The 15,458-nt window shown below is 66.4% G+C and carries 14 protein-coding genes; 6 read left to right on the top strand and 8 right to left on the bottom strand.

Annotated features, from left to right (window positions below):
* Positions 1–290 precede the first annotated feature (290 nt).
* Positions 291–932 carry an HD domain-containing protein gene (locus PNI01S_RS06685; protein WP_084357664.1) on the top strand — a complete coding sequence of 214 codons (642 nt, stop codon included), beginning with the start codon at positions 291–293 and terminating at the stop codon, positions 930–932.
* On the opposite strand, the gene PNI01S_RS06680 is transcribed toward PNI01S_RS06685, so the two are convergent.
* Entirely contained in the window at positions 929–1,852 is a 924-nt protein-coding gene (locus PNI01S_RS06680; protein ID WP_084357663.1) for a LysR family transcriptional regulator, read from the bottom strand. The genes PNI01S_RS06685 and PNI01S_RS06680 overlap by 4 nt on opposite strands.
* Positions 1,853–1,992: 140 nt before the next feature.
* Between PNI01S_RS06680 and PNI01S_RS06675 the strand changes: the two genes are divergently transcribed.
* From PNI01S_RS06675 to PNI01S_RS06660, 4 genes are all read left to right on the top strand, one after another.
* Positions 1,993–2,751: an SDR family NAD(P)-dependent oxidoreductase gene (locus PNI01S_RS06675; RefSeq protein WP_037010652.1), complete on the top strand. Its 759-nt coding sequence runs from the start codon at positions 1,993–1,995 to the stop codon at positions 2,749–2,751.
* Between the two features lie 395 nt (positions 2,752–3,146).
* A complete protein-coding gene (locus PNI01S_RS06670) occupies positions 3,147–3,893 on the top strand; it encodes a gluconate 2-dehydrogenase subunit 3 family protein (RefSeq protein WP_084357662.1) in 747 nt (248 codons plus the stop codon).
* 7 nt (positions 3,894–3,900) lie between these two features.
* On the top strand, positions 3,901–5,664 hold the full coding sequence (locus PNI01S_RS06665) for a GMC family oxidoreductase (protein WP_024762364.1): 1,764 nt from the start codon (positions 3,901–3,903) through the stop codon (positions 5,662–5,664).
* Positions 5,661–6,887: a c-type cytochrome gene (locus PNI01S_RS06660; protein WP_084357661.1), complete on the top strand. Its 1,227-nt coding sequence runs from the start codon at positions 5,661–5,663 to the stop codon at positions 6,885–6,887. The genes PNI01S_RS06665 and PNI01S_RS06660 overlap by 4 nt, the downstream gene beginning before the upstream one ends.
* Before the next feature lie 191 nt (positions 6,888–7,078).
* Here the strand turns inward: PNI01S_RS06660 and PNI01S_RS06655 are convergent, their stop codons facing one another.
* Positions 7,079–7,399, bottom strand: coding sequence for a DUF2025 family protein (locus tag PNI01S_RS06655; RefSeq protein ID WP_024762366.1), 321 nt, complete (start codon positions 7,397–7,399; stop codon positions 7,079–7,081).
* Between the two features lie 300 nt (positions 7,400–7,699).
* Between PNI01S_RS06655 and sfnG the strand changes: the two genes are divergently transcribed.
* Positions 7,700–8,794 (top strand): dimethylsulfone monooxygenase SfnG, encoded by a 1,095-nt coding sequence (gene sfnG / locus PNI01S_RS06650; RefSeq protein WP_024762367.1) that lies wholly within the window; start codon positions 7,700–7,702, stop codon positions 8,792–8,794.
* Between the two features lie 18 nt (positions 8,795–8,812).
* Here the strand turns inward: sfnG and ubiM are convergent, their stop codons facing one another.
* From ubiM to PNI01S_RS06620, 6 genes are all read right to left on the bottom strand, one after another.
* On the bottom strand, positions 8,813–9,985 hold the full coding sequence (gene ubiM, locus PNI01S_RS06645) for a 5-demethoxyubiquinol-8 5-hydroxylase UbiM (protein ID WP_024762368.1): 1,173 nt from the start codon (positions 9,983–9,985) through the stop codon (positions 8,813–8,815).
* 110 nt (positions 9,986–10,095) lie between these two features.
* Positions 10,096–11,214, bottom strand: a complete 1,119-nt coding sequence (locus tag PNI01S_RS06640) for a sigma-54 interaction domain-containing protein (RefSeq protein WP_024762369.1) — start codon at positions 11,212–11,214, stop codon at positions 10,096–10,098.
* Positions 11,211–12,395 carry an acyl-CoA dehydrogenase family protein gene (locus PNI01S_RS06635; protein ID WP_065083839.1) on the bottom strand — a complete coding sequence of 395 codons (1,185 nt, stop codon included), beginning with the start codon at positions 12,393–12,395 and terminating at the stop codon, positions 11,211–11,213. Before PNI01S_RS06635 ends, PNI01S_RS06640 begins: the two co-directional genes overlap by 4 nt.
* Positions 12,396–12,460: 65 nt before the next feature.
* Positions 12,461–13,606 carry an FMNH2-dependent alkanesulfonate monooxygenase gene (gene ssuD / locus PNI01S_RS06630; RefSeq protein ID WP_084357660.1) on the bottom strand — a complete coding sequence of 382 codons (1,146 nt, stop codon included), beginning with the start codon at positions 13,604–13,606 and terminating at the stop codon, positions 12,461–12,463.
* A gap of 10 nt (positions 13,607–13,616) precedes the next feature.
* On the bottom strand, positions 13,617–14,174 hold the full coding sequence (gene msuE / locus PNI01S_RS06625) for an FMN reductase (protein WP_024762372.1): 558 nt from the start codon (positions 14,172–14,174) through the stop codon (positions 13,617–13,619).
* Positions 14,175–14,340: 166 nt separating this feature from the next.
* A complete protein-coding gene (locus PNI01S_RS06620; protein WP_024762373.1) occupies positions 14,341–15,456 on the bottom strand; it encodes a saccharopine dehydrogenase family protein in 1,116 nt (371 codons plus the stop codon).
* Positions 15,457–15,458: the final 2 nt, after the last annotated feature.

The following is a 15,458-nucleotide window of genomic DNA, read 5'->3' as shown; positions in this document are numbered from 1 at the left end:
GTTCGACTCTCCTCGGCTTCTTCTGGCGTGGCCGGCTCATGGTCCGGCGGCTCGGTTCGAGGACAAATCTAGGGGCACGCCTGCGGCGGCTCTTGATGAAAAACGACAAGTTTTCCGTCAGACGCATCAAGACCGGTTCGCCTGAAGACTCCCCATTGGCAGCAAACGAACGACGGCTGTCCGGATTCACTCCCTCGCTCTCGTTGTCCGCACAAGGCCGTGGATTTCCAATGGAACCGACCGCGACGCAGCCCGCGACGCACCCTGGAAACCCTGCCCCGGAGCCCGCCATGAGCCTCGATCTGAACGGTGTCAAAGTCCCTGACAGCAGTCTCGCCAATGCCATCACCGAGATGGTCCGCGACAACGCCACCCCGCTGCTGTTCCACCACTCATCCCGCGTCTATTACTGGGGCGCGCTGACCGGCGCGCGCAAGAAACTGAAGTTCGATGCCGAGCTGCTCTACGCCGGCGCGATGTTCCACGACATGGGCCTGATGCCGCGCTATTGCAGCCAGTGCGAACGCTTCGAAGTGGACGGCGCCGACTGCGCGGCGCAGTTCCTGCGCAGCCATGGCATCGCCGAAAGTGATATCGACACCGTGTGGACCGCCATAGCCCTGCATACCACGCCGGGCATTCCGCAGCACATGAAGCCGGAGATCGCCCTGGTCACCGCCGGCGTGGAAATGGACGTACTGGGCATCGCCTACGACCAGTTCCCCGACGCCCAGCGTGACGCAGTGGTCGCCGCCCACCCCCGCGGCGGGCAGTTCAAGCAGGACATCCTGCAAACCTTCTACGACGGCATCAAAGCCAAGCCGGAAACCACCTTCGGCAACGTCAAGGCCGACGTGCTGGCCATGAAGGATGCGGACTTCGTGCGCGGCAACTTCTGCGAAGTGATCCTGAATTCCGACTGGGCCAGCTAGGGCTTCGCCTCCAGGGGCGTGCCCAGCACACCGGGCTCGCCCAGCAGCTGCGTCAGCCACTGCATGAACGCCCGTACCCGCTGCGGCAGGCGACGATGAGCGTAGAGCAGGGAGATTTCCATGGGTGGCAACGGAATGTGCCCCAGCACTTGCACCAGACGCCCCGCCTCCAGGTCATCCAGCACGCCATGAATGGGCACCTGGATGATCCCCAGCCCACCCATCGCCGCGCTTTCGTAAGCCTCGGCGTTGTTCACCGACAGCGCTCCGCCCATCGGTATGTAGCGCACCTCGCCCTGATGCAGGTACTCGAAGCCCGGCGGCCGCGCGCCCAGCACCGTCACGTAGTGGATCAGTTGGTGCCCCGCCAGGTCGTCCAGCGACTGCGGCACGCCGCGCTCGGCAAGGTAGGACAGACTGGCGCAGGTCACCTGCGGGAACTGCCCGAGGGTGCGCGCCACCACCGACGGATCGTTCACCGCACCGACCCGCACCACGCAATCGAAGCCCTCGCGCACCAGGTCGACACGGCGGTCGGTGCAGCTCACCTCCAGCTCCAGCGCCGGGTGCCGCGCGAGGAACTCGCCGAGGCGCGGCATTACCAGCTTGCGCGCCATCACCGTCGGCATGTCCACCCGCAGACGGCCCCCGAGGGCTTCGTCGTCCTGGCGGAACAGGCCCTGCAACTCGTCCAGCTGGGCCAGCATGTCCTTGCTGCGCTCGTAGAGCACCAGCCCGTCCTGGGTTGCGGTGACGCGCCGGGTGGTGCGTTGCAGCAGGCGCGTGCCCAGCAGCTCCTCCAGCGCCTGCACGTGCTCGGAGACGGTGGAGCGCGGCAGGCCGAGTTGCTCGCCAGCCTGGGTGAAGCTGGCCAGTTCGGTAACGCGGACGAAGGTACGCAGGAGGTCGGGGCGGATCATGGGCAGGCCTGTTGTTCGCGGATCATTGTTCGTTCATGCCGACCAGTATTTCCGATTCCCGCCGGTTTATCACCATTCAATCGAACAATAAGCTATCCCTCAACCCCACCCGCCAGCTACCGCAAACAAGGAGCTTCGCCATGACCCGCAAGATCGCTCTCATCACCGGCGCCAGCCGTGGCCTTGGCCGCAACGCCGCCCTGCACCTCGCCGCCGCAGGCGTCGACATCATCGGCACCTACCGCAGCCAGGCCGACGAAGCCCAGGCCGTCGCCGCCGAGATCGAACAGCACGGCGGCCGCGCCGTGATGCTGCACCTGGACGTGGCGGAGAGTGCCAGCTTTACCGCCTTTGCCGAGCAGATCCGCGCCACCCTGGGCGAGGCGTTTGGCCGTCAGAACTTCGACTTCCTGGTGAACAACGCCGGCATCGGCCTCTACGCCAGCTTCGCCGAGACCAGCGAGGAGATGTTCGACCAGCTGATGAACATCCAGCTCAAGGGCCCGTTCTTCCTGACCCAGAAGCTGCTGCCACTGATCGCCGATGGCGGCCGCATCCTCAATGTCTCCAGCGGCCTGACGCGTTTCTCCCTGCCCGGCTACGCCGCCTACGCGACCATGAAGGGGGCGATGGAGACCCTGACCAAGTACCAGGCCAAGGAACTCGGCGCTCGCGGCATCGCGGTGAACATCCTCGCCCCCGGCGCCATCGAGACCGACTTCGGTGGCGGCGTGGTGCGCGACAACGCCCAACTGAACCAGCAGATTGCCAGCAACACCGCCCTGGGCCGCGTCGGCCTGCCGGACGATATCGGCGCGGTGATTGCCGCCCTGCTCTCCGATGGCGGCCGCTGGATCAACGGCCAGCGCGTGGAGGCGTCTGGCGGCATGTTCCTCTGATCCGGACGACAGCATGATCATGGGAGCGGAATTCGTCCGCGATGGGGTCCGCAACGCGCCGGACCCCATCGCGCAAAGAGTCCGTTCCTGCCCCGTCCGACCGCCTAGGCTGCGGACTTTCTCGATATACGCAATAAACATTTACCGCGAAAATTCCTGCAACATTCTGTTACGGCCTCTAGTCTAAAAACGCGCGTGGAGAAGACGAATCGCAGATTCCGCCTGGGCGAAGGACCCGTTCAGCCGATCTGCACAGCGCCCCGATGGGACGACTTCGCACCCTCGCTCCGCTCATCCGGCACCTGCCGCGAGCGCAGATCACCGTGAACTGACCTGGCACTACCCGTTCCTGCCACCTCGATAACGGGCGGACGGGTGCTGCCTCAGGAGCCGAAATGACCGAACACTCCAAGGGCTTCACCCGGCGCCAGCTGCTGAAGTCCTCCGCCGCTTCCCTGGCCGTCGGCGCAGCCGCCAGCAGCCAGGCCGCCACCGTGATCGGCACGCCGAAATGGCTGCCCTTCGACCACAACGGCCCGCTGCACTACGACAGCCCCGGCTGGCAGTTCTTCACCGCCGAGGAAGCCACCGAGGTGGAGGCCATTGTCGAGCAACTGATTCCCGCCGATGACCTGAGCGTCAGCGGCAAGGACGCCGGTTGCGCGGTGTTCATCGACCGCCAGCTGGTGAGCGATTACGGCGACTTCGGCCGCCTGTACATGACCGGGCCCTTCACGCCGGGCACCCCCGCGCAGGCCGACCAGTCGCCACTGGTGCCGCGCGAGCGCTATCGCATCGGCCTGGCCGCACTGGGCAAGTACTGCCAGGGCAAGTTCCAGAAGCCGTTCAGCGCCCTGCCCGGCGAACAGCGCGACCAGGTGCTGACCGACCTGGAAAAAGGCGCCATCACCCTCGACGGCATCGACGCCAGGGCGTTCTTCCAGCAGGTGCTGGACAACACCATGGAAGGCTTCTTCGCCGACCCCATCTATGGCGGCAATCGCGACATGGTGTCGTGGAAGATGCTCGGCTTCCCCGGCGCGCGCTACGACTACCGCGACTACATCGGCCTGCACAACCAGAAGCTGAATCTCGTGCCGCTCTCCATCGTCGGCAGCTCCGCCTGGACCAAGAAGGGTTAACAACGCCATGGCCAAGAAACTACCTTCCACCGACGTCGTGGTTGTCGGGCTCGGCTGGGCGGGTTCCATCATCGCCCACGAACTGGCCGACGCCGGCCTCGATGTGATCGGCTTCGAACGCGGCCCCTGGCGCGACACCGCCAGCGACTTCAACCTCGCCTCGGCCGCCGACGAACTGCGCTACAACCGCCGCCAGGAGCTGATGCTGCGCACCCGGCAGAACACCTGCACGATGCGCAACAAGGAGTCGGAAACCGCCCTGCCGATGCGCGTCTGGGGTTCGTTCCACCCCGGCAACGGCACCGGCGGCGCAGGCAACCACTGGGCCGGCATCACCTTCCGCTTCCAGCCCGAGGAATTCCGCCTGGCCAGCCACCTGAAGGAGCGCTACGGCAAGGAAGTGCCCGCCGAGCTGACCCTGCAGGACTGGGGCACCACCTGGGAGGAAATGGAGCCGCATTACGACGCCTTCGAGCGGCTCGCCGGCGTTTCCGGCAAGGCCGGCAATCTGGGCGGGCAGATAGTCGAAGGCGGCAACCCTTTCGAGGGCGCGCGCTCGCGCGAGTATCCCAACCCGCCCACCGCGCAGACCTACGCCCCGACGCTGTTCGCCGAAGCGGCGCGCAACCTGGGCTACAAACCCTTCCCGGTGCCCTCGGCACTGGCCTCCCAGGGCTACACCAACCAGTTGGGCGTGACCATGGGGCCCTGCACCTTCTGCGGTTTCTGCACCAACTACGGCTGCGCCAACTATTCCAAGGCCAGCGCCATCGTCAACGTCCTGCCGGCGCTGATCCGCAAACCCAACTTCACCGCCAGGACCAACTCCGAAGTGCTCAAGGTGACCATGGACAGCAGCGGTTCCCGTGCCACCGGTATCGTCTACGTCGACTCCAGCGGAGAGGAATGGGAACAGCCGGCGGACATCGTGGTGGTCGCCGCGTTCATCTTCGAGAACGTGCGGCTGATGCTGCTTTCGGGCGTCGGCGAACCCTACAACCCGATCGCCAATACCGGCACCACCGGGCGCAACTTCGCCTACCAGACGGCCAACAGCGTCAAGCTGTTCTTCAAGGACAAGAACTTCAATCCCTTCATCGGTGGCGGCGCCATCGGCATGGGCATCGACGAGTTCAACAACGACAACTTCGACCACTCCGGCCTGGGTTTCGTCGGCGGCGGCAGCACCCGAGTGACCCCGATCGGCGCCGCCCCCATCGACTCGCGGCCGGTTCCGCCCGGCACGCCTGCCTGGGGCTCCCAATGGAAGAAAGCCACTGTAGAGAGCTACCTGAGCAACATGTCCATCGGCTGTGAGGCCAGCAGCTACACCACGCGCAGCAACTACCTGTCGCTGGACCCCAACTACAACGACCCCCACGGTCGACCGCTGCTGCGCATCACCTTCGACTTCCCGGAAAACGACCTGCGGATGGCGCAGTACTGCACCGACAAGGTGGCAGAGATCGCCCGCAGCATGAACCCGCAGCAGATAGTCCCGGCTCCGCGCAAGGGCCCCTGGTCGAATACCTCTTACCAGTCTTCGCACATCGTCGGCGGCTTCATCATGGGCGCCGATCCGAAGAACAGTTCGGTGAACAAGCACCTGCAGGTCTGGGGCGTGCCCAACCTGTTCGTGGTGGGCTCCTCGGCCTTCCCGCAGAACCCCGGCTACAACCCTACCGGCACTGTCGGCGCACTGGCCTTCAAGGCCGCCGATGCGATCCGCAGGCTATACCTTAAACGCCCCGGGGAGATGATCAGCGCATGAAGACTCTCCTTCGCATCGGCACCCTCGCCCTGCTGGGCCTGAACCTGCAGCAAGCCAGTGCAGGAACGGGCGCGGACTCCTACAACCTGGTGGAAAAGGGTCGCTATCTCGCCGTCGTCGGCGACTGCACCGCCTGCCACACCCTGCCCGGCGGCGCGCCGTTCGCCGGCGGCGTGGCCATCGAGACACCGTTCGGCAAACTGGTCGGTGCCAACATCACCCCGGACCCGGACACCGGCCTGGGACGCTGGAGCTTCGAGGACTTCCAGGCAGTAATGTCCACCGGTCACAGTCGCGGCGGCAAACGCCTGTACGGCGCCATGCCGTTCACCGCGTACACCAAGGTGCACCGCGAGGACAACCGGGCGCTCTGGGCCTACCTGCAGACCTTGCAGCCGGTGCACAACCCGGTGGAAACCAACCCGTTGCCCTTCCCCTTCAGCGTGCGCACCAGCCTGATCGGCTGGAACTGGCTGAACTTCACCCAGGGCGAGTTCGTTCCCAAGCCAGACAAGTCGGCACAATGGAACCGTGGTGCGTACCTGGTGGAGGGGCTCGGCCATTGCGGCACCTGCCACACACCGAAGAACCTGCTCGGCGGTGACGACAACAAGCGCTTCCTCGCCGGCGCCAACCTGCAGGGCTGGGTCGCCCCGGACATCACCGCCAACCCGCACAGCGGCATCGGCCAGTGGAGCACCCAGGACCTGGTGCAGTACCTGAAAACCGGCGCCAACCGCTTCGACATCGCCTCCGGCCCGATGGCCGAAGCGGTGGAGAACTCCACCCAGCACTGGAGCGACGAAGACCTGATGGCGGTCGCCGTGTATCTCAAGGATGGCGTCCCCGGCAAGCCCGCTCCCCCACCCGTGGCGGCGGACGACGCCGCCATGGTGGCAGGCAAGGCGATCTACGCGGACCGCTGCTCCGCCTGCCATGTGAGCAACGGCCAGGGCGTGAAGAACCTGTTCCCGACCCTGGCCGCCGCCCCCCTGGTCAACAACGACGACCCCACCTCGCTGATCCGCGTGGTGCTGGCCGGCAGCCGCGCCGGAAGCACCGACGCCGCCCCGACGGCGCCGGCCATGCCCTCGTTCGCCTGGAACCTCGACGACGACAAGGTCGCCAAGGTGCTGACCTACGTGCGCAACACCTGGGGCAACGCGGCGACACCGGTGACCGCCAGCCAGGTGGCGGACCTACGCAAGGAACTGGCTGAGTAAGGTGCAATGAGCGTGGGAGCGGACTCCTTCCGCGATGGTCTCCGCGCGACGCGGACCTATCGCGGACGACGCCCGCTCCTACGTATCCTGCTATTTCGTACCCTGCAGGAGCGGGCCCGCGAACCCCTCCCCGGCTTCGCGCAACCCGGCGCTCCCCGCTCCCGCGAACGCCCGGCGCCCAGGCGTGGTGATTACTTCAGCCGACGCTCGGCGGCGATCTCCGGCAGATCGGTGCGGCGCAGATAGGTGAGCAACGCCTCGTTGAGGTTCAGCCTGTCGTGGATATTCTGCTCGGCGAGGATCTGCAGGCACTCTCTGCTCAAGGTCATCACCTCGCCGCTCCTGGGCGCCCAGACGAACTCGCACGCCGGACGGATACTGTCCTCGGCCACGTCCATGCCGAAGGAATCCTCGCTGAAGCGCACGATGTACTTGCCGGTCTTGAGATTGAAGCCGACGAAGCCGGACAGGCCCTCGGCGGCGTTGCAGATATCGCTGGAAGTGATGGCCATGATGGTGCCCCCTGGATTTCTTCTGTTATGGATTCGCACGCAGGAGGTTCCCGCTTCTGGGAGCAGGTGAACGGGGAATTCTGACAGCCTTCCCCAAGCCTGCTCAGGGGCCGGTTGTCGCACCCGCCACTGTTGCCTGCCCAACACCTGGCCAGCAGCATTGCTCCCGGCAAAACACCGGCGGCTGTCCCGGCGAACCGGCAAGCTGCTGATCAGGCTGGAGTTTCCTCGCGTGGCACGGCTTTCGCTCTGTTCACCTTGCGGCACCTTCGCCGCCGTGCAGCAACGAGGAGCCGAGCCATGAGCCAGCAACCGATCCGTTTCGCCTACTGGGTCCCCAACGTCAGTGGCGGCCTGGTGGTCAGCAAGATCGAACAGCGCACCCACTGGGACATCGACTACAACCGCGAACTGGCGCGCATCGCCGAGAACGCAGGATTCGACTACGCGCTGACACAGATTCGCTTCACCGCCGGTTACGGCGCCGAGAACCAGCATGAGTCCGTCGCCTTCAGCCACGCGCTGCTGGGCGCCACCGAAAAGCTCAAGGTGATCGCCGCTATCCTCCCCGGGCCCTGGACGCCCTCACTGGCCGCCAAGCAACTGGCGACCATCGACCAGCTCACCGCCGGCCGCATCGCCGTGAACATCGTGAGCGGCTGGTTCAAGGGCGAGTTCCAGGCCATCGGCGAACCCTGGCTGGAGCACGACGAGCGCTACCGTCGCTCCGAGGAATTCATCCGCGCCCTGAAGGGCATCTGGACCCAGGACAACTTCACCTTCAAGGGTGACTTCTACCGCTTCCACGACTACAACCTGAAACCCAAACCCATCCAGCGCCCGCACCCGGAAATCTTCCAGGGCGGCAGCTCCCGGGCCGCGCGCGACATGGCCTCGCGGGTATCCGACTGGTACTTCACCAACGGCAACAGCGTGGAAGGCATCAAGGCTCAGGTGGACGACATCCGCGAGAAGGCCGCCGCCAACGGTCATTCGGTGAAAATCGGGGTCAACGCCTTCGTCATCGCCCGCGACACTGAGGAAGAGGCCCGCGCGGTGCTCGCCGAAATCATCGACAAGGCCGACCCGGAAGCAGTGAACGCCTTCGGCCACGCGGCGAAACAGGCCGGCGCCGCCTCGCCCGAAGGCGAAGGCAACTGGGCGAAATCCACCTTCGAGGACCTGGTGCAGTACAACGACGGGTTCAAGACCAACCTGATCGGCACGCCGCAACAGATCGCCGAACGCATCGTCGCGCTAAAGGCAGTCGGTGTGGATCTGGTGCTGGCGGGCTTCCTGCATTTCCAGGAAGAGGTGCGCTACTTCGGCGAGAAGGTACTGCCGCTGGTGAAGGAGCTGGAGCAGAAGAAGGCGCGGCGGACCGAGGCCGCCTGAAGCCTCGGGAGAACGCTCTCAGGCGCCTTGCGTCAAGTGCCTGGCAATCGCCGACCGCAGCGGCGGCAGGTTCTGCGCCAGGCGCAGGCCGGCATTGCGCAGCAGACGAACCGGAGGACGCGGGTCGGTGTACATGCCGACGATCAGCCGGGTGGCCTGGTACAGCGGCCAGGTCGCCAGGCGATGGGCCATGGCGTAGCGGCGCAGCGGCCAGGAACCGCCGATATCGCCGCCCCGGCGGTGGGTCGCGAGGATTTCATTGGCCAGCCGGCGCTGGCTCTGCAGGCCGAAATTGAAGCCGTGCGCCGTCACCGGATGCATACCGACGGCGGCATCGCCGATCAGCGCGCTGCGCGGGCCGACGAAGCGGTCGGAGTAGACGCCCACCAGCGGGTAGCTGTGCCGCGGGCCGAGCAGTTCCATCCCGCCCAGGCGGCGGTCGAAGCGACGTTCCATTTCGGCGGCGAAGGCTTTCTCGTCCATCTCCAGCAGCGGCGCCATCTCGCGCTGCGGCAGGGTCAGTACCACCGAGGAGCGGTCGCCGTTGATCGGCAGCAGCGCCAGGGTCTGGCCGTAGCCGAACCATTCCCAGGCGACGTTGTGGTGCGGTTTCTCGTGGGCCATGCGGCATACCATCATGGTCTTGCCGAAGTCCTCCATGCTCGCGCCGATACCCAGCATGCGGCGGGTCTCGGAGAAGCGGCTATCGGCGGCAACCAGCAGGCGCGCATGGACGCGGCTGTCGTCATCCAGCGTCAGGTCCACGCCGTTCTGCCCGACACGCAGCGAGCGCAGTGCACGTCCGCAGACCAGCGAGACGTCCGGGCACTCGTGCACTGCATCGAACGCCGCGCGGCGGATCATCTGGTTCGACACGAAGTAGCCCAGCTGTTCGGCCCCGGCCTGTTCCGCCTCGATGCGCAGGGTGAACAGCGACGGACCGTTGAGCACCTGGGCATCGCGCAGCGGCGAGACTTCCTGCGGGTCGATCCGCGACCACATCCCCAGGCGTTGCAACTCGGCGCGTGAAGCGTGGGTCAGGGCGATCTCCCGGCCATCCTCGGCGGGTTCGGCCACGGCGGCCAGCGGCTGGCGCTCGATCAGCAGGATCGACAGGCCATTGCCCGACAACGAGCGGGCCAGGCAAAGCCCGGCGGGGCCGGCGCCGACGATGGCGATGTCCACGTGCATGGGTGACTCCTTTCGCTGGGGAGGGGCGGTCCCGGAGTCTAGGCTGGCCAGTGGCCGGTTTCGTTGCCGTGGATCAGTTGCCCGTGGCGAATACCTCCAAATAGACGGGCCTAGATCGACAACCGCACGCCCCTGTCCGGGTCGATCACCGCCGCGCCCCGGCGCTTGTTCACCACCAGTTCGCCGATCTCGATCAGCCGCGTGCGCGTGACGTTGCGGCTCAGGCCCAGCAGATTGGCAGTGTGCACCTGGTTGCAGTGGCAGAAGCGATAGGCTGCGCGCAGCAGCGCGTCTTCCACCCGTGCGTGCAGGTTGCCGCCCTGCTCCTCGAACAGGCGCTGGAAGGCCTGCTGGAGAATCTGCTCGGCGCCCAGCGATTCCAGGCGCGGCTCGTCGCTGCGCTCGATGCGCAGGTTGGACAGGTGCAGGTCTTGCGCGCGCACCACGCCGTCACGGCAGATCAGCAAAGTGTGGTGGATGACGTTTTCCAGCTCGCGGATGTTCCCCGGCCAGGAATAGCTGCGCAGCTTCTGCGCCGCCTCGGCGCTCAGCTGGCTCTGCCCGTAGCCCAGGCGACGGCTGTATTCGGCGATGAAATGGCGGGTCAGCGGGAGGATGTCGCCGGGCCGCTCGCGCAGCGGCGAGAGCTCCAGGCTGACCACGTTGAGCCGGTAGTAGAGGTCCTCGCGGAAGTGCCCGGCGTTGATCGCCTTCTCCAGCTGCACGTTGGTGGCCGCCAGCACCCGCACGTTGATCGGGATGCTCTTGCGCGAGCCCAGGCGCACCACTTCGCGTTCCTGCAGCACGCGCAGCAGTTTCACTTGGATCGGCATCGGCAAGTCACCGATCTCGTCGAGGAACAGGGTGCCTCCATCGGCTTCCTCGAACCAGCCGGCCTTCGCCGCCAGCGCACCGGTGAAGGCGCCTTTCTCGTGGCCGAACAGCTCGGCCTCCACCAGGGATTCGGAGAAGGCGCCGCAGTTCACCGCCACGAACGGACCGCCCCGTCGCACGCTGAGATTATGGATGTGCCGCGCCACCAATTCCTTGCCGGTGCCGGTTTCGCCAATGATCAGAACGCTGGCCTCGCTGGGCGCGACCTGTTGCAGGTGGTCGAGCAATGCCTGGGATTTCGGGTCTTCGAAAACCTGGGCCGTGGCGCGGATGGAAGTCGCCAGCGCGGGGGACTTGGGCAGGGTCAGCAGACCCTCGGGTGTGGTCGCATTCATGAGTAGAAAGTCGGTTGCGGGAGTTGCTGGTTCAGCGCCCAGTCACCCAGCTCGCGGACCTTGTAGTCCACCGGGTCGTGCAGGGTCTGGGTGCGCAGGTTGCGCCAGTAGCGGTCGATGCGCAGTGCGGCATGGGTGGAACGTGCGCCGGTGACCTCGAACAGGCGGTTGCAGATTTCCAGGCCGTTGCGCGTGGCCGCGACCTTGGCGGTGGCGATGGCCACGGCCAGCCGGCCACGCTCCTCGGCGTCCAGCGCGGCGCCCTTGCCCCAGGCCTCGTCGAGCAGTTGCGCGGCACGGCGCACCAGCAGGCGGGTGCTTTCCAGGCCGACCCAGAACTCGCCGTAATGGGCAAGCACGTAAGGGTCTTCGCTGACCGTGGCGGCGTTGGAGCGGAACCACGGGCGAGCTTCCTTGAGCGTGTACTGCCGCGCCTCTTCGAACGCACCTTCAGCTATGCCAAGGAACACATGGGTGAAGATCAGTTGCGCGATCAGCGGGCGCAGGCAGGCGAACGGCGTGCTCAGCGGGCCAGGATCGAGCAGCAGCTCGCTCTCCTCCACGCGCACGCGCTCGAAGGTGGCGCTGCCGCTGTCGGTCTGGCGCTGGCCCATGTTGTCCCAGTCGTGGGCGAGGCTGATGCCGCTGCGCGCGGTGGGAATGGCGGCGATCAGCAGCTTGCCGCCCTCGCCGTCCAGCGCCGAGGCGATGAGCATTTCCGAATCCAGCGCGCCGGAGCAGAAGCTCTTGCGCCCGGAGAACTCGCGCCAGCCGGCGAAGCTGCGCGATACGGTGCGGGTGTCCAGCGGGTTCAGGGCGTTACCCCAGAACCATTGGTTGCGCGCGGTCAGCTCGAACCACGGCTGCCACTGCTCGGGTCGCGAGAACAGGCGCACGGTGGCCAGCATCAGGTGCTGGAAGCCGAACACATGGGCAATGGAGCTATCGACCACGGCGAACTGGCGGACGATGTCCAGCGTGGTGCTCCAGTCGGCGCCCAGGCCGCCGTATTCGCTGGGGATGATCAGCGACAACAGGCCGCTCTGGCGCAGCGCGTCGCGCTCGGCTTTCGGCGTGCCGCCGCGGATGTCGCGTTCGGCGGCGGTTTCGGCGAAACCGCCGGCCAGTCGTTGAGCTATTTGCCCAGGTGTCTGTGCGTCGAGACGCGTCTTGGCGTTCACGCTCGCTTCCTCTTTGTTCGATTGAATGCGTACCGGGCTCCTGCCCGGCACGTCATGGGTGGGGCTCAGCCGGCCTTGCGTCCGGGCAGCACATCGTTGGCGATCATTTCGCCGAAGGGCCCGGTCAGGTTGGTCACGCCGCGCCCGGCGAGGCTCGCATAGGGTTCGGGTAGCAACGGGAAGACCAGCTCGGCGAAGCGATACGCCTCTTCCAGGTGCGGGTAGCCGGAGAAGATGAAGCTGTCGATCCCCAGGTCCGCGTACTCCTTGATGCGCTCGGCGACCTGCTGCGGGTCGCCCACCAGCGCGGTGCCGGCACCGCCGCGCACCAGGCCGACGCCGGCCCAGAGATTGGGGTAGATCTCCAGCTGGTCACGCCGGCCGCCGTGCAGCGCGGCCATGCGCCGCTGGCCTTCGGAATCGAAGCGGGCGAAGGACTTCTGCGCGTTGGCGATGGTCTCGTCGGAGATGTTGGCGATCAGCTTGTCGGCCGCCTGCCAGGCTTCCTCGGCGGTTTCGCGGACGATCACGTGCAGGCGGATGCCGAACTTCACGCTGCGCCCCTGCTTCGCCGCCTTCTCGCGCACGTCGGCGATCTTCTGCGCGACCGCCTGTGGCGGTTCGCCCCAGGTCAGGTAGACGTCCACCTGCTCGGCGGCGAGGTCGTGGGCCTCCGCGGAAGAGCCGCCGAAGTACAGCGGCGGATACGGCTTCTGGATCGGCGGATAGAGCGCCTTGGCGTTCTCCACCTGCAGGTGCTTGCCGGCGAAGTCCACGGACTCGCCCTGCAGTACGCGGCGCCAGATGCGCAGGAACTCGTCGGTGACTTCATAGCGCTCGGCATGGCTGAGGTGGATGCCGTCGCCACGGTTTTCATCCGGATCGCCACCGGTGACCACGTTGATCAGCAGGCGTCCGCCGGACAGGCGATCCAGGGTCGCGGCCATGCGCGCGGAGACGGTCGGCGAGATGATTCCCGGACGAATCGCCACCAGGTAGCGCAGGCGCTCGGTGAGGGGCGCCAGGGCCGAGGCGACCACCCAGGAATCTTCGCAGGAACGACCGGTGGGAATCAGCACCCCGTAGTAGCCGAGGGAATCGGCGGCCTGGGCGATCTGCTTGAGATACGGCAGCGATACCGGGCGCGCGCCCTCGCTGGTGCCGAGGAAGTGGCCGTCGCCGTGAGTGGGCAGGAACCAGAACACGTTCATCGAGGGCTCCTCAGGCGGTCTTGCGCAGTTGCGGACGGGCGAACAGCGGCGCGGCGCGCTCGGCGGCCAGCTGGATGCGCGCGCGCAGGGTGTCGCTGGTGATCTGGTAGTTGGCGAAGTCCGCCTCGCTGGCGTACACGCCGATGGGCAGCGTGATCGACTGGAAGAAGCTGAACAGCGGGCGCAACTGGTGGTCGAGGACCAGCGCGTGGCGCTCGCTGCCACCGGTGGCGGCGAGCAGCACCGGGGTGTCGATCAGGGCGTTCATGTCCACCAGGTCGAACAGGTGCTTGAGCAGGCCCGGATAAGAACCGCGGTAGACCGGCGAGGCGACGACCAGCAGGTCGGCGGTCTCGATCTCGCGCAAGGTGGCTTCCAGCTCGGCGGAGAGCTCCTGGCGGGACAGCGCGGCACCCAGCGGGCGGGCGATGTCAGCCAATTCGATGACTTGGGCTTCTACCGGGAGCTGCTCGCCGAGGGCGTCGAGCACGGCCTGGGTAAGCACCAGGGTGCGCGAGGGGCGATAGGTGCCGCCGGAGACGGCGACCACTTTGATGGGGCTGGTCATGGGTTTTCCCTGTTGACTGTTGCGCTAGGTACAGAAGCCTTGAGCAAGGGCCGTACCAACAGGGAAATGTGCGGTTTCAGGGCACTTGAGCGGAGAGCCGGGGGTGACTCATGTCACTCAGGCAACAGCGCTGCTGATCGACTGTTGCCTGAGCAACAGCCGGCACTCAATGCACGGCCAGCTCACGCAGGCCGTGGGATATATCCAGGCCCTCCAGTTCAGCCACGTATTCATCCTTGCTGAGCAGGCCGATACAGGGCGTGGCGCCACGCTGGCGAAGTTCCCCGGCGGCCAGCTTGCGGGCCAGTGCCACCGCCGCCATGCAGGGGATATTCGGGCCATGGTCGCGCTGCGCAAGTATTTCCCAACACAGCAGCAGTGGCTTGCCTTCGCCGTCAAGGCCTTGCAGCTGGACGAACATGCCACTGCGGCCATCGCCCAGCGGCTCCATGGCCACGGCCATGCGATGCAGGCCTGCGCCCAGTCGTGCGGCATCCTTCACCAGGCCGGCGCGCACCAGCCAGGACAGGCCCCAGGTACCGAACTGGGTGAGCCGCAGCCCCAGGCCGGCGGAGAAACGTACGTCCTGCACGCCGGCATAGCGCTGCGGGAAGAGATCCAGGTCCGGCACATCGCAATGGGCCAGCCAGCGTTTGCCCAGGGGGGCGGGAAAGCGGTGGCGATTGAGCCCCTGCCAGCCGTGCACGTCCTGCCAGCGTCCCTGCCGCCACTGCCGCAACGGCTTGCCGCAGTAACCGAGCACTGCGGACACTGTGGCCTCCCCGGGAATCTTTGCCGAGGAGCTGATGCCATGGTGGATGCTGTCCAGCCGCTGGAAGCGTGGCAGCAGTTCGTCGATCACCGAGGCGGCCAGCGCAGGCACCGAACTGGCGCCGCTGCAGACCAGCACGCCGGCACTGCGCGCGGCGCGGTCGAGTTCGTGGATGCCGCAGACGAACTGGCGCGCGTCCGCCAGGTCGACGTAATGGGCGCGGGCGCCGATGGCGGCACGGGCGACGCGGTAATCCTGCCCCTGGAAGGGACCGGCGGTGGAAATCACCAGGTCCACCTTCAGCTCGTTGAGGCGGCCGGCCAGGGTCGGCTGGTTCATATCCAGGCACACCGCCTCGCCGCCCACCTGCGCGGCCAGCTCATTGGCGCGGCGCTGGTCGCGTCCGCCCACCAGGACGCGGATTCCTTCGATACCGCTCAGACGCCGTACGATCAGGCTGCCGAAGTTGCCGTAGCCCCCGAGCACCAGCACGCGAAATTTTCGTTCCATTC

The sequence above is a fragment of the Pseudomonas nitroreducens NBRC 12694 genome (assembly GCF_002091755.1).
GTDB classification, from domain to species: Bacteria; Pseudomonadota; Gammaproteobacteria; order Pseudomonadales; family Pseudomonadaceae; genus Pseudomonas; species Pseudomonas nitroreducens.
This window is presented reverse-complemented; position numbering and strand designations above follow the sequence as displayed.